Annotated in this window: 13 protein-coding genes; 6 read left to right on the forward strand and 7 right to left on the reverse strand. The window is 43.1% G+C overall.

Annotated elements, in window-relative coordinates:
* Positions 1 to 111: 111 nt before the first annotated feature.
* Positions 112 to 603 (reverse strand): hypothetical protein, encoded by a 492-nt coding sequence (locus tag ACQKC9_RS00495; RefSeq protein ID WP_427620102.1) that lies wholly within the window; start codon positions 601 to 603, stop codon positions 112 to 114.
* A 201-nt stretch (positions 604 to 804) separates the two neighbouring features.
* Between ACQKC9_RS00495 and ACQKC9_RS00500 the strand changes: the two genes are divergently transcribed.
* On the forward strand, positions 805 to 1,473 hold the full coding sequence (locus ACQKC9_RS00500; RefSeq protein ID WP_427620103.1) for a hypothetical protein: 669 nt from the start codon (positions 805 to 807) through the stop codon (positions 1,471 to 1,473).
* A 136-nt stretch (positions 1,474 to 1,609) separates the two neighbouring features.
* Here the strand turns inward: ACQKC9_RS00500 and rhuM are convergent, their stop codons facing one another.
* The 5 genes from rhuM to ACQKC9_RS00525 form a co-directional block, all read right to left on the reverse strand.
* Positions 1,610 to 1,798 carry a RhuM family protein gene (gene rhuM, locus ACQKC9_RS00505; RefSeq protein ID WP_427620452.1) on the reverse strand — a complete coding sequence of 63 codons (189 nt, stop codon included), beginning with the start codon at positions 1,796 to 1,798 and terminating at the stop codon, positions 1,610 to 1,612.
* A 3-nt stretch (positions 1,799 to 1,801) separates the two neighbouring features.
* Positions 1,802 to 1,969 carry a hypothetical protein gene (locus tag ACQKC9_RS00510; RefSeq protein ID WP_290176312.1) on the reverse strand — a complete coding sequence of 56 codons (168 nt, stop codon included), beginning with the start codon at positions 1,967 to 1,969 and terminating at the stop codon, positions 1,802 to 1,804.
* 191 nt (positions 1,970 to 2,160) lie between these two features.
* Positions 2,161 to 2,904 (reverse strand): zinc-dependent peptidase, encoded by a 744-nt coding sequence (locus ACQKC9_RS00515; protein ID WP_427620104.1) that lies wholly within the window; start codon positions 2,902 to 2,904, stop codon positions 2,161 to 2,163.
* Between the two features lie 174 nt (positions 2,905 to 3,078).
* Complete coding sequence (locus ACQKC9_RS00520; protein ID WP_427620105.1) at positions 3,079 to 5,133, reverse strand: autotransporter domain-containing protein; 2,055 nt, start codon at positions 5,131 to 5,133, stop codon at positions 3,079 to 3,081.
* A 220-nt stretch (positions 5,134 to 5,353) separates the two neighbouring features.
* Entirely contained in the window at positions 5,354 to 5,941 is a 588-nt protein-coding gene (locus tag ACQKC9_RS00525) for a TetR/AcrR family transcriptional regulator (protein ID WP_427620106.1), read from the reverse strand.
* 119 nt (positions 5,942 to 6,060) lie between these two features.
* On the opposite strand from ACQKC9_RS00525, the gene ACQKC9_RS00530 reads away from it, so the two are divergent.
* Both ACQKC9_RS00530 and ACQKC9_RS00535 read left to right on the forward strand, forming a co-directional pair.
* On the forward strand, positions 6,061 to 7,500 hold the full coding sequence (locus ACQKC9_RS00530) for an NAD(P)-binding protein (RefSeq protein ID WP_427620107.1): 1,440 nt from the start codon (positions 6,061 to 6,063) through the stop codon (positions 7,498 to 7,500).
* A 33-nt stretch (positions 7,501 to 7,533) separates the two neighbouring features.
* Positions 7,534 to 8,628, forward strand: coding sequence for a DUF2855 family protein (locus ACQKC9_RS00535; protein WP_427620108.1), 1,095 nt, complete (start codon positions 7,534 to 7,536; stop codon positions 8,626 to 8,628).
* Positions 8,629 to 8,821: 193 nt separating this feature from the next.
* Here the strand turns inward: ACQKC9_RS00535 and ACQKC9_RS00540 are convergent, their stop codons facing one another.
* Entirely contained in the window at positions 8,822 to 9,460 is a 639-nt protein-coding gene (locus tag ACQKC9_RS00540) for a GDSL-type esterase/lipase family protein (protein ID WP_427620109.1), read from the reverse strand.
* A 221-nt stretch (positions 9,461 to 9,681) separates the two neighbouring features.
* Here ACQKC9_RS00540 and ACQKC9_RS00545 point away from each other — a divergent pair, with 221 nt between their 5' ends.
* From ACQKC9_RS00545 to ACQKC9_RS00555, 3 genes are all read left to right on the forward strand, one after another.
* Positions 9,682 to 12,090 (forward strand): circularly permuted type 2 ATP-grasp protein, encoded by a 2,409-nt coding sequence (locus tag ACQKC9_RS00545; protein WP_427620110.1) that lies wholly within the window; start codon positions 9,682 to 9,684, stop codon positions 12,088 to 12,090.
* A gap of 86 nt (positions 12,091 to 12,176) precedes the next feature.
* Positions 12,177 to 12,962, forward strand: coding sequence for a transglutaminase family protein (locus ACQKC9_RS00550; protein ID WP_201568944.1), 786 nt, complete (start codon positions 12,177 to 12,179; stop codon positions 12,960 to 12,962).
* A gap of 41 nt (positions 12,963 to 13,003) precedes the next feature.
* Positions 13,004 to 13,744, forward strand: a complete 741-nt coding sequence (locus ACQKC9_RS00555) for a peptidase (RefSeq protein ID WP_057760236.1) — start codon at positions 13,004 to 13,006, stop codon at positions 13,742 to 13,744.
* Positions 13,745 to 14,130 lie beyond the last annotated feature (386 nt).

Below are 14,130 nucleotides of genomic sequence, written 5' to 3' on the forward strand. Positions count from 1 at the left end.
ATATACATTATGCGAAAACAAACCAACGGTTTTAGTAGTTAAGCGCAAAACCATTTATACCATGTCATTCTTATGCCTTATATTAGATTTAATATTGGTTATAGAGTTTTACTAACGACAAGTTTCAAATAAATGATTCTGCAACGTTTTGCCATCCTGATCTAAAACCACATCTGCGACTTGGCAAGTTTTATCTTTGTCATCACATGACAACTCATAATAAATATCGCTACCTTGCGCCAAGCTAACCTGAACCAATCCTTGATCAGTTATTGAAAACTTTTTGTCTTGCGTATAGTCAGGATCTTGCGAGTTCCAAAGTACATCGTAATCTATATTGCAGGACGTCTGAGTTTTATCAAAATATTCTTGCTCAAGCTGCATCGCTGCTTGCAAGTCAGCATCTGCGTATTGCTGCAGCACGACAGGATGACTCATACCTTGATCATCAATATCTTGTTGGTACATTTTTGTGATGGTCGCAATCTTTATATCAGCCATGGCATTTTGTTTCTGATCTACTTTTGATACATCGGCTATGGCGTTACCGACAGTCATCAGTCCTATGGTCAATAGTAATGTCAGCGATTTATATGTTGGCATCTTATTCTCAGCGAACTTCTGTCCTATAAGTGTTACGACTATTACATCATACCTATATTCGGACTCTGCTGTATTATCGTATCATTCAGGTTTACTTACCAAAATATCGATTACATAGCGCTTCTATGGTATTTTTTACCAGTTCCCATGACAATTTATAGTGATGTTTCTTTCGCTAATAACTGTGCTAAGGATGATTTTATGATGACATTACCTGCTTTTTTTAAGGAAAAATCTGCGACATTAGCCTCTAGCAGCCTTCTGTTATTTACGCTAGCTGCGACGGGTTGTCAGTCTGCTTCTGAGTCTAGTGAAGCTATTGTATCTCAGCCAACCAGTAGCTCATCAACACCTAGTAATGCTGATATCAGCCAGCAAACCCTTAGACAGCAAGCGTTACGTATAAAGCGCGCACTGGCAAATAAGGATTTTTCTCGAATCACTAATGATATCCATCCAACACGTGGCGTTCGTTTTTCGATGTACGCTTATGTACGGCCTGAGTCAGACAAAGTCTTTAGCCGAGGGCAATTTGCACAGTATTTACAGCAGTCCAACATCCAATTTACTTGGGGCGAAAAAGACGGTACTGGCGATCTTCAGGTCATGCCGTTACCTACTTATTTAGATACTTGGGTGGATGGTAAAAAGTTCAACAATGCTAGCATCAATGTCAATGAATTCAAAAATAATGGCAATTCTATCAATAACTTAAAAAAGACATACCAAACATCAGATGTTGTGGAGTTTTATCATAAAGGCACGGATGAGTATGATGGTATGGACTGGCGTGTTTTGCGCTTGGTATTTGATGAGTATCAAGGTAAACGGTATCTGGTAGCTATCATTAATGATCAATGGACGGTTTAAGGTGTAGAGAAAGATTGCCCGACAACTTTTATAAGACTTGTTTAAATGAGCAGCCTACTCTATCTGGTGATAAATACTATATATATTCGATAAAATATATATAGCAGCTTGTACTACATGGTTTTTAATATAGTTTTTAATGACAAGCTTTGTCAGTTTTAAGCTCGGAACTTTGTGCGGTTTTTTTGATTAATTTTAGCGCTTGTTGTAGCTTGCTTGAGTTTTTATAGAAGCGCTGTTGATTGAGCGTATAGCCTTGTACTAAGTATTCACGTAGTCGCTGCGTTGCCCAACGCCTAAATTGCACGCCTTGAGGAGATTTGATTCGTTAGCCTACTGATATAACCACATCTAAGTCATAAAAAATCACCGGACGGTTTGAATTTGCAATATGCATTTTTTGTATATTGCTTTTTTCAGCGATTTCTTCATCTTTTATGGCATTGGCGATATGACGAGAAATTACTGATTGATCACGACCAAACAACTCAGTCATTTGTGCTTATGACAGCCAGACAATCTCTTGCTCAAAACGTACATCCACTTGCGCCTTTCCATCAGCACTTTCATAGATTTCTACTTTTGCCACATTATCACTTATAGTGTTAGTCACCTCAGCTTCCCCAATTCCAATATACTTATGCTGTCTTGAATACAGCTTACTATCACTATCTCTATAAATATCATTTATAGCGGCGTCTGACGAAAGAATTTCACCATAATCTGATAAATATCCGGATAAGCATCAACTAGATTTTGCGGCGTTTCAAAAAACACTTCACTCAGAACAGCAAAAAACTCAGCAGGATTGGTTGCGCCATAACGATCAAGCCCTGACTTGCGATGTGTTTGAAAATCTTCAAAATCGCGGCTCATAATTTGTGTCCAGTTTGCAGGATCCATATCAGGTTGCATCGGCGGAAAGCCATTGGCACGGCCATTCATCATATCGAGTTTATGTACGAACTCATGAATGACAACGTTGTGTCCGTCACGTTCGCCTGAGTGCTTGGCATCTTTCCATGAAAGAATAATAGGCCCTCGCAGCCATGCTTCTCCGCTACGGTGCTGAGTGCCTTCGTGGACGATACCAAACTCATCTACCGTGGTACTGTTGCTTTTGTACGAGCCAGGATAAATGATGATGGATGACCAACCAGCATACCAGTCAAGACCTAAGTTCAAGATCGGCAAACAGGCTTGTAGTGCAATAGATTGTCTGACAGCATCGGTAATCTCAAAACCTTGTGCACCAGTGATAGATTTATCAGCCAAAAATAACGTTGCTAGCTCAAATAAATGTGTCATCTCGTCAACACTTAATCTATCGAGTATCACAATACGCTCAGCCGCCTGCATCCAATCAGCATGGGTAAATTCGCTATTATCTAGTATGCGCTGCTCAAGCCAGTCTTTTATGATGCCAAACATATACGCTACCCCTATTCTTTTAGTATTTTGCACATATTGGTATTACTGAATCTGGTTACTGTAGCGGCAATCAGTAATACGCACTTATAATTAATATATTGACATGCATAAGCAAAAAACGCTGCTCATAAATGAATTATTGAGCAGCGCAGTCTGACATTCACACATCAAGATTTAAAATTGATATTGCAAGCCTAGTTGTACTGAGCTGTCTTTATCGTCACGTGCAAAGGTGGTATCGCCATTCAGATATGCGTAAACATTGTTGTGAACCTTGTTACTCACACTCAGCTCAAAACGTCCATAGTCGTCGTCTTTATCTGCTTGAGTGATACTAACCTCTCTTGTTTGACCGTCAGCTAAAGACGTTGTCGATAAACTATCGGTTAAACCATCGTCGATAACATGCACGTAAGCGATTTTGCTTTGAAGTTTGGCAGGCGTGTCCATCAAATCAAAGCCATATTGTAACTGGTAACCAAGCTCTGAATCCCATGCCTCGCTAGAGGTGCTATCAACCTTTAACGCAGTGCGAGAGTTTGCATTACCACTGGTATAACCATCTATATCTGTATCACTGTAATTCAGACCCAAAAATGCGCCATGCGCGACGTTTTTCTTGATAATAAAATTATAGCCAAGCTCATTGTATGCGCTAAACACATCGGCATCGGCATCACCGCGTTCGCTATTGTTGATAATGTTTATGCCGTCATTGCCATCCAGTTTTACAGTTCTATTAACGTCCAAGTCATGTTTAGATAAGCTCAGAGATGTGGTGTTCCACCAAGCCGTGTCTTTTCCGCCCAATAAAGAATAGGCCTGAATACCATAGCTCGTATCTTTTTTAATGCCGTTTTCTACGGTGTTATTGTTTTGATTGGCCGCTTGCACACCTGCGCCAACACGCCAGCTTGGCTGTACCGTATATTCGCCATATAGACCAATATTGGCGCGAGTGCCCTCTTGCACCTCATCAGCATCCACGTAGCTTTGGGAGCCATCTACCCAAACCTGAGTACGCGACTCGGTATCAAAAGGCTGCGCATCATCGAGAGTATGTAATGCTAAAGCATTGGCGCGCTCAAGCACCGCTGAGTGTGAGTCGTTAGCATTATTTTTTAACGCAGTGCCCATTGTATTTTGAAGATTGAGCGCACTTTTGGTTGATGCGATGATATCAGCATTGGTTTGCTCCACAATCAACTTGCTGATGATACGTGAGTAGTCACGCATTCTTTGGGCTATACGTTCTGCACCAAAGGCCGCAGTAAGCACTTCTTCGTTATCTAATGCAGGGTTATGCCACGTATAGCCACCTGGAATATCTGGGTTTTCAGTTTGTGTGTAACCATCATAATCAGGCCCAAGGCCCCAGTTAGTCGCTTCAAACCCGACGACCTGCATGACGCTGTCAAAAGACTCCTGATCGCTACAGCAGCCAACACCATAAGGCTCGTATGGCTCTGTCTCACCTGGTGCAATAATGGCTGGATTGACTTCTAGTGTAATACCAAGCTCTTTTGCAATGTGCAGTGCGTTTTCACGCAAACTTACGTTGGCAGCCACTTCGTTGCCATCATTGTCATAAGCATTTCGCCCTGCATTGGCATACATTTTGTCGCCTGTAATCAGACTATCTAGGTTAATCATACCCAACGCTGTTGATTTTTCTGCGTCCGTGAGCTGATCAACAAACGCCCTTGACCCATTGAGACCGCCCTCCTCTGCACCAAATGCCACAAATTGGATGTCATGCTCTGTCTCAATACCTGTCAGGTTTTTGGTCAACTCAGTTAAGACGCCAGACCCAGAAGCATTATCGTCCAGTGCCTCTAGATTTTCATAGTTTGGATAGGCAACGGCAGAATCATAATGTGCGCCGACAAATAGCGTTCTGTTAGTATCAGCACTGCCTTTTTGAGTCACGACAACGTTATTACTCGTTAACGTTTGACCTCTGAACAAACCACGAGGCGCTACGAAATCAAACGTTTGACGATTGACTTGGTTGTTACTACCATCGATGGTCATGCGCTGCTGCATATAATCAGCGGCTTGGACTTCTTTATCGGAACCTGTATAACGACCAGCATAGTCACGGGCAAGCGTCAGCGCCGTTTCCATACCATAATCACCGTACTTGGCCTCTGCAAATACTTGCGAGCCTGTAAGCAGTGTCAATGCCGCAACCATTGAAATCTTAAGCGGTGACAAGTTAGTATCCAAACTGCTTCTCCTTTGTTAAAGAGCTGTAAACGATACTGAAAAATAACCTAAAATAATGCAGTTTACAAGATAAAAGACATATGTTTGCTTATTTGGTTTTTAAGTACAGCGATGGATTATTTAAACGCTATGTACATGTCTATAATCAATACTTACAAATCGCTGTTCGATATTCATTGTCACCTCGATACTGCTGATTTATTGAGACGTTTAGAAGGCTTTATTGATGCTTAGCTTTGGTTAGGTCAATGGCATCCAACTGTACTCCAACCACACGAAGTGCCATCGTCTTCCAGTCCAACTCCAGTTCATCGGCGAACACTACATGGTGACTGATACTGACGTACCCATGTACGATTGCCCAGATATCTAATGCTATTTGCCGACGTTCCGTCACGCTAGCATCTTCTGATAAATAAGAACCCGCCACCCGAACCAACTTTGAAAATGCGCTATCTCTTGCTGCAATGGCCTCGATTGAGGGCTGATAGCCTGCATCAGACTCCCCAAAAATTAGCCGATAATGCGCTTCATATTTCTCGCCTACATTGAGATACCCTAGGCACGCCTCTAGCACTTGCTCTTTGCTTGCCTTGCCTTCTGGAATGACATCCATGGCTTCACGGACTAGGTTAAATCCTTCTATGTACAGCGTATCTAGTATGCCTTGCTTACCTTGGAAATGACTGTATATACCGATAGTGGACAGTCCTGCCCGCTTGGATATGGCGCGTACACTCAAGGCATCCCCGCCGCCTTCTAAGAAAAGCTCAGACGCGGCGTTTAGTATTTTGGTTCTGGCATCCATTAGATTCTCACTATGTCTTGACAATTATAACAGTGTTATTCTAGTATATAACACTGTTATGCACAAACAATTATGAATTGATTGTGTTGATAGAAACTCAACTTAAGAGTAAGGACGCTATGAGTATTCAACAGCTAGAAACGGATTATTTAATCATTGGTAGTGGCGCGGTGGGCATGGCTTTTGCCGATGTGCTGCTCACAGAAACTGATGCTAATATTATTATCGTCGATAAACATCATAAGCCAGGTGGTCATTGGAACGATGCTTATTCGTTTGTCACACTGCATCAGCCGTCGTCTTTTTATGGCGTTAGCTCACGTGAGCTTTGCGGTGGTATGATTGATAAGATTGGTTTAAATAAAGGCTTGTCTGAGCTGGCGACAGGCGCAGAAGTCATGGCGTACTTTGATAAAGTCATGAAGCATACGTTTTTACCAAGTGGCCGCGTGCAGTACTTTCCGATGTGTGAGTACCAAGGCGACGGCAAGTTTTCATCGTTACTGTCTGATATTAGCTATGAGGTTAAGGTCAATAAAAAAATCATTGATGGTACTTATTTTAAAACCTCAGTACCAGCTACCCATACCCCAAACTTTGAGATTGCTGAAGGTGTTAAGTTTGGCCCGCTAAATGACTTGCCGAGTCTAACCAAATCCCGTGATGGTTACGTCATTATAGGCGGTGGAAAAACAGGTATTGATGCGGTTTTATGGCTACTAGAAAACCAAATTGATCCAGACCATATCACGTGGATTATGCCAAGAGATGCTTGGCTGATCGATCGTAAAAACACCCAACCCTCTCGTGATTTTTTCACCCATACTATAGGGGCGCAGGCTACTCAAGCAGAAGCGATTGCTGAAGCTGAAAACATCGAAGACCTGTTTAATCGATTAGAAAAAGGCGGCGTATTAATGCGTATTGATCCAAATGTACGCCCGCAAATGTTCCATGGCGCTACCATTAGCAGTGAAGAGCTTAAGCAGTTACGCCGTGTTAAAAACATTGTGCGTAAAGGGCGCGTGACTCGCTTAGATACTGACAAGATTTATTTTGATGAGGACAGTATTTCTACCACCCCCAACACAATGCATATCGACTGCTCTGCACGGGCAGTACCAGTGACAGAGACGTACGATGTGTTCAAAGGTGATACTGTGGTGGTGCAAACCGTACGTACCTATCAGCCTGTGTTCAGTGCCGCATTTATCGCCCACATCGAGGCCAATTACGATGACGAAACTGTCAAAAACGAGTTATGCCAAGTGGTGCCAATCCCAAATCATGATACGGACTTTTTGGTTGGGCTTGTTAAACAAATGCAGAATCAAATGCGTTGGTCAAAAGAGCCTGCGCTACGTGAATGGATGATTAACAATCGATTAGATGGCTTCACCAAATTGGTACGAGCCAGCGAAGGTACACCACCTGAAGAGTTAGCTATCCTTAAACGTCTAAAAGAAGCAGGACCAAAAGCCGCTGCAAACATGCCCAAGCTCATGGGTGAAATCATGCAAATTACGGCAGCGCGTCAAGCCAAAACTGCTAATGCTTAATCCGATAACTATAAAATAAAAAAGGAAATAACCATGCAAGAATTTCAGACCAATAAAGCAAACCTAACCCAAGCTCGCCTGCAAGAGACGCCTGTACATACCCTAGGCGATGGTGAAGTACGTGTCAAAGTTGATCGCTTTGCTTTTACTGCGAATAATATTACTTATGCAGTCATGGGTGACCAATTACGCTATTGGCAGTTTTTTCCGCCAAATGGTGACGAGCCTGAGAAATGGGGTATTATTCCAGTCTGGGGTTTTGGCGATGTTGTAGAGTCCAATAGTGATGCACTACCTGTCGGTGAGCGCTTATTTGGTTACTTCCCGCCCGCCAATGAATTAATCGTAACACCCAAGCGAGTCACGCAGAGCAGCCTGCTGGATGGTAGTGCCCATCGTGCCGAGCTGCCGCCTGGCTACAATATGTATCAGCGCGTCAATTATGAACCTGGTTATGACCGTGCCAATGACAATCAGCGCATGCTACTGTTCGTATTGCACTTAACCTCATTCTGCTTACATGATCTATTGAAGAGTAATGACTGGTTTGGCGCAGAGCAAGTGGTGATTATCAGTGCCTCTAGCAAGACCAGTACTGGCTTAGCATACGGCTTAGTTGATGATAAAGACGCACCGCACGTTATCGGTCTCACCTCAAACCGTAATATAGATTTTGTTCAGTCAATTGACGCTTATGACAGTGTGCTTAGCTATGACACACTAGAGCAGATTGATGCAACTAAGCCGACGGTTATTGTCGATATGTCGGCCAACACTGATGTTCTGAGTCGTCTACATAGACACTTAGGCGATAACATGCGCTACACCAGCAATGTCGGTCTTACGCACTGGGACGAGCCACGTCATACCGAAGGTATCATTCAAGAACGTAGCCAACAGTTTTTTGCGCCCAGTCATGTACAGCAACGTATGAAAGAATGGGGCCCTGAAGAGTTCAATAAACGCTCTATGCGTTACATCATGAATAGCACCGCCAAAACTAGTGCGTGGCTAAAGATTCAAGAGCTTGATGGAGTTAATGGCTTACTAGAGGTTTATAAAGATATCTGCGAAGGTAAGATAGCCGCTGATGAAGGTTTGGTAGTCGTCATGGGTGACGATGAATAAGAGTACTGCATTATAAATATCTTCCCATGAAATCATTACTTATTAGCCATTAATAAAATAAAAAAGCAGAGAGCCTAGTCAATAAGCTCTCTGCTTTTTTTGTGCGTTATATACTGACTACAGACATACGCCCTACTCATAATTTTTAAACTTAAAAACTTTTAAACTTAAAAACTGTGGTTTACATTGCGGTTTAGCGTACCCACCCTTCGTCTTTTAGATAATCATGCAACCCTTCAGCGAACTGTCTATAACCTGCCGCATTGGCATGAATTTTATCAGACTTTAGAGCCTCATCTGACAGTACAGTTGACCAGCCATCAGAATACAGAGGTATGCCTTTAGCTTCCGCAATATCTTCATACAGTGGATTATCACTGGCCTTACCAAACAAAGCACTGGTACTGAGATGCGGCTCAGCGATTAGGACAACGTCAATATTGTTGGATTGTAAGGTGTCTATAGTCGCGATGATATTGGCACGAGTGGTATCAGGCGCAATGCGCTGCAATACATCATTACCACCCACACCCAGTAAGACCAAATCTGGGTTTTGCTCAGTGATCTCATTCACTCGAGTAAGCACATCTGCAGATGTATCACCATTGACCCCCGCATTAACGACGTTCCATTTGCTTAGCTCTGCTAGCACCGTAGGATATGCTGTTTTAGGATTTGCGCCGTAACCATAGGTTAATGAGTCGCCAAGTGCGACCACTGTGCTACCAGCGGGCAAGGTATCTTGTTGTGGTTCGCTACCACAGCCAGTCACACTGATAGTCGCTGACAACCCTATACCTGCCAGCATTAAAAACCTACCACGTAGCTTCATGTCTTCTCTCCTCCTGTTTTTATTGAGTTAAACTTATTGAAATTAGGTTCAAGTTTTTAAAAATCTATTATTTAACTCTTGTTGTATATTGCTCAGTAACCGTTGTATAGTTCATACAGGAGATAGACTACCTGTTGGGCGCAGTACAAGTGCTACTCTACTTAGCATAAACAGTGTATTCATCATAAAGTATAACTTTACCAAGGATACGTGAGGTATTTATGAATAGAAAACCATCTCAATCCCAGAGTCAGAGCCAAAATCCACCTCAAGAAGAGCAGTCAATAGGTCAAATCAAAGACCAAAGTCAGAATAAAAATACAAATGAGGATGCCGCTACCCCTAAAACGAGCGTGAAAAATAAAAACAACGCTCCAGAGCAATCGCAGAGCCAATCACAAAATCAGTCACAGGATACGCCCTCCAATAATTCATCAGACACACCGCTATCACGTGCACCAAGCTTTGATGAACTCCAAACAGGTAAAGGTCAGTATCGCCCAGTGGCACAAGCTGTTGGCCATTGGCTTGATAACATCAACATGGATGCCCTCAATTATCTAAACGAACAAGCAGAAAATATCTTTTACCGTAAAGGCGTCACCTTTACCGTCTATAGCGATGCCAAAAACATCGAGCGTATGATTCCGTTTGATATCATTCCACGCATTATTGCAGCGAGCGAATGGCAACAAATAGAAGCAGGCTGTAAACAACGTATCACCGCTCTCAATGCATTCTTACATGATATCTATCATGACCAAGCCATCATGAAGGCAGATATTGTACCTGCCAGCTACGTCTATGCCAGTGGCTGCTATGAGCCGTGGATGATGGGCATTGAGCTCGACAAGCCTATTTATTCTCATATCAGCGGTATTGATTTGATTCGAGACGAGACAGGTAAGTTTTGTGTGTTAGAGGATAACCTGCGTACCCCATCAGGCGTCTCATATATGCTTGAGAGTCGCAATATATCAGAGACACTATTAGCTGATATATTTACTGAAACGCCTATTATGGGTATTAGTGATTATCCCAACCGTCTCAAAGCCTGTCTTGCCAGCTCAACATCCAAATATGATCCACAAGTCGTCATTTTAACGCCAGGTCGCTTTAACAGTGCCTATTATGAGCATGCTTTCTTAGCGCATGAGATGAATGTGCCACTCGTCCATGGTTATGATTTGGTCGTTGAGGACAGCAAAGTCTATATGCAAGGCATTCGCGGCAAGGTACAAGTCGATGTGATCTATCGCCGCATTGATGACCCCTATATTGATCCTTTAGCCTTTAAATCTGACTCCATATTGGGTGTATCAGGGCTAATGAGTGCTTATCGTGCTGGCAACGTCGTTATCGTAAATGCACCTGGTACGGGCGTGGCCGATGATAAGAGTTTATATCCTTTTGTACCAGATATGATTAAATTCTACTTAAATGAAGAGCCTATCCTACCTAATATTGAGACATACCAGTGCCGTAAGCCTGACGATCTGAAATATGTGCTCGACAATCTAGACAAGCTAGTGGTAAAAGAAACGCAGGGCTCAGGTGGCTACGGGATGCTTATTGGTCCAACATCAACCAAAAAAGAAATCGAAGAATATCGCCTGCGTCTGCTTGAAAACCCAGCCGGCTTTATTGCTCAACCGACTATCTCATTATCTACTAATCCTACTGCCGTAAGCGATGGTATCGCACCGCGTCATATTGACTTGCGTCCTTTTATCCTCAGTCATGGTGATGGCACAGTAGATATTGTACCCGGTGGTCTGACACGAGTGGCCATGGTTGAAGGGTCTTTGGTCGTCAATTCATCACAAGGCGGCGGTATCAAAGACACTTGGATTATTGATGACAGCGATTTAGACAGCCAGCAAACCGACAAGTGCTCGTCTTTATCATCGGTAGGGGTCAATTCTTCAGGGCACGCGAACTACTATGATCGCGTCCAACCCTTAGAAACAGGTTACGAGAGTTTAGATGATGCGCCCATGATACTGCTACTCTCTACCGCCAGTCACTTAATATGGCTAGGCCGATATAGTGAGCGTCTGTATTACTACGACGATGTTATGAAACAACTTATCAAAGGCGATCTCAAAAAATCACAGATCAGACATTTAATTAGCCATTTAGGGTTTGCCGTTGATGGTGAAGTGTCACTGACAACCATGAAAGCACAAATGATGGCTGATTTGGAACAAAACATCATACCCAATATCGTGCAATCGATTGAGGACAATGTCCAAGAGGCCAAAGGTGTCATTGGCAAAGATACTGCTGAGTTATATAACTTGATCAAGCGTTTATCGAGTGCTGGCACGTATCGAGCAGCGACTTTGCAGCTACACGCGTGTAACGCTGCGATGAAACAAGAAAATCCGACAGTGACTTGTTTTTGGCAATTAGGGCGTCACTTTGAGCAGCTTGAGCGCGCCGTCTTGTTGGGAGAGGATTCAACAGAGATCAGTTTTGAATTCAGACACTGGATTAATGAGTTGCCGGAGAATACGCGCTGGCGTGAACTTATCCGTTTGACCAACCAGATGATCAGGTCAAAGAAATTTAGTGATTTTGCGCTGATTAGCAAAGAGTTCAATCTCATATTGCGTCAAGGTGTATAGAAGGTGTCTAGCCAAAAACCAATAACAATGGCTCATGAGACATATGGAATAAACAGAAAATAGAAAGATGCTACAAGGAAAATGCCATGAAACTTCAAATCAGTCACCAAACCAACTATTATTACGATGAGCTGGCGCAGCGCAGTGTACAGTATATACGCATGACCCCCATGCAAATGCCGCACCAAACCATTCATAAATGGGATGTCATGCTCCCTAAAGTGGCGACCAATCAAAAGGACGGCTTTGGTAATGCATGGCTCACGCTCAGTCGTAACGAAGCACATAACAACTTACAAATGCAGGCGTCGGGTATTGTTGAGATCAATACCGAAACCGAACGACTAGAAGATATGGATCATGTCCCCTACCTGCTATTTACCGTACAAACCCCATTGACCAAATGCTCACAAGAGATGCGAGAATTTGCAGCGCCATATCTAAAAACCCCTACTCATGACAGCTTAAAAGCAATGGCGAATGCCCTTATTATGAAAATGCCTTTTGTTAAAGACGTCACGCATGTGGGTACGACCGCTGCTGAAGCGTTTGCGACAAGTGCCGGTGTGTGCCAAGACCATACGCATGTATTTTTAGGTATCTTGCGCGATCAACAGATTCCAGCGCGTTATGTATCCGGTTATCTGTATGACGATACCGAAAATCACATGGCCAGTCACGCATGGGCTGAGGTTTGGCTGGATGGTTACTGGTATACTTTTGATATCTCAAATCAAGCATTTACCCCAAGCTCACATGTGTATGTGGCTATTGGGCGAGACTATCTAGATACGGCGCCTGTCCGCGGCGTGCGTATGGGCGGCGGTTACGAAAATCTTTACAGTTTGGTATTAGTCAAAAAGCTATCATAGCGTTTGCTATTTTCTATTACTTTTTTCATCAAGGGTATCTTATGACCTATTGTGCTGCCATTCGTCTAAAAGACGGTATGGTCTTTGCCAGTGACACACGCACTAATGCCGGTGTTGATCACATATCAACATTCAGAAAGTTGTATCAATACGGCGTTGAGGGCGAGCGCTTTATGGTGTTACAGACAGCTGGTAGCTTAGCGACATCGCAAGCAGTGTTCAATAAACTACAAAGCGACATTGACCAGCGTGCTGAGAGCAACCTCAATACGGTAGCGACGTTGTTTGATGCTGCGCAAATGGTTGGTGAATGTATGCGTGAAAAGATGAACCATGCAAAAGCAGTCGCTAACTCTAGTCGCGATGGCGCCTTTACCAGCTCGTTTATGCTTGGCGGTCAAATCAAAGGACAGCCACCTGAGCTATACCTGATTTATCCTGAAGGCAATTGCATCAAAGCCACAGAAGATACGCCCTTTTTTCAATTAGGTGAAAGCAAATATGGCAAACCTATTTTGGATCGTTCTGTCAGCTATAACACGGATGTAAGACACGCAGCCCGCGCATTAATGCTATCATTTGATTCCACGATTCACTCAAATCTATCAGTCGGTATGCCGATAGATTTTGTACTTTATGACAATGACAGCCTAGCTCTGCCCAATGGCCGACGTATTGATGAGCGTGATGAGTACTTTAATACGATTCGTCATCAGTGGTCAGATGCGTTACGTCGGACTTTGGTTGAATTGCCTAAATGTCCTGATGGTTATTGGGGATAAATAGTTCCGTATAAAATCATATTTTCTGCACTAAAAAGCCCTTTGTCTATCACAAAGGGCTTTTTTATTATCAACTAATAATCAGGCAATAAAAAACCGGATTAGCGCTGAATAAACAGCCCTAATCCGGTTTTGCTTTAACGACCTTGAATGTCATCATAGCGATGTCACACTCAATTGTTGTGTAATCTACCTCATGACCTGGTACATGGAAGACTCACTGGACTGCACCTAGATAACGGCCCTAGTGCATTAGCTCAATCACGATTGCGTGATTGCGCCAGCGAGCTAATGACACTAGGGCCGTTATCTAGGTATTAGCAGGACTGAAACAGTCTTCCTTGGGTAAAATGTAATGGCTTGACTCGTGGACGACGCAACGTCGC

Source organism: Psychrobacter sp. NPDC078409 (genome assembly GCF_050268505.1).
In the GTDB taxonomy this organism is placed as follows: Bacteria; Pseudomonadota; Gammaproteobacteria; order Pseudomonadales; family Moraxellaceae; genus Psychrobacter.

Bases quoted from the DNA above. Each gene is read 5' to 3' on its own strand.
- ACQKC9_RS00495 (WP_427620102.1), bottom strand. From the start codon at position 603: ATGCCAACATATAAATCGCTGACATTACTATTGACCATAGGACTGATG.
- ACQKC9_RS00500 (WP_427620103.1), top strand. From the start codon at position 805: ATGATGACATTACCTGCTTTTTTTAAGGAAAAATCTGCGACATTAGCC.
- ACQKC9_RS00510 (WP_290176312.1), bottom strand. From the start codon at position 1,969: ATGACTGAGTTGTTTGGTCGTGATCAATCAGTAATTTCTCGTCATATC.
- ACQKC9_RS00515 (WP_427620104.1), bottom strand. From the start codon at position 2,904: ATGTTTGGCATCATAAAAGACTGGCTTGAGCAGCGCATACTAGATAAT.
- ACQKC9_RS00525 (WP_427620106.1), bottom strand. From the start codon at position 5,941: ATGGATGCCAGAACCAAAATACTAAACGCCGCGTCTGAGCTTTTCTTA.
- ACQKC9_RS00530 (WP_427620107.1), top strand. From the start codon at position 6,061: ATGAGTATTCAACAGCTAGAAACGGATTATTTAATCATTGGTAGTGGC.
- ACQKC9_RS00535 (WP_427620108.1), top strand. From the start codon at position 7,534: ATGCAAGAATTTCAGACCAATAAAGCAAACCTAACCCAAGCTCGCCTG.
- ACQKC9_RS00540 (WP_427620109.1), bottom strand. From the start codon at position 9,460: ATGAAGCTACGTGGTAGGTTTTTAATGCTGGCAGGTATAGGGTTGTCA.
- ACQKC9_RS00545 (WP_427620110.1), top strand. From the start codon at position 9,682: ATGAATAGAAAACCATCTCAATCCCAGAGTCAGAGCCAAAATCCACCT.
- ACQKC9_RS00550 (WP_201568944.1), top strand. From the start codon at position 12,177: ATGAAACTTCAAATCAGTCACCAAACCAACTATTATTACGATGAGCTG.
- ACQKC9_RS00555 (WP_057760236.1), top strand. From the start codon at position 13,004: ATGACCTATTGTGCTGCCATTCGTCTAAAAGACGGTATGGTCTTTGCC.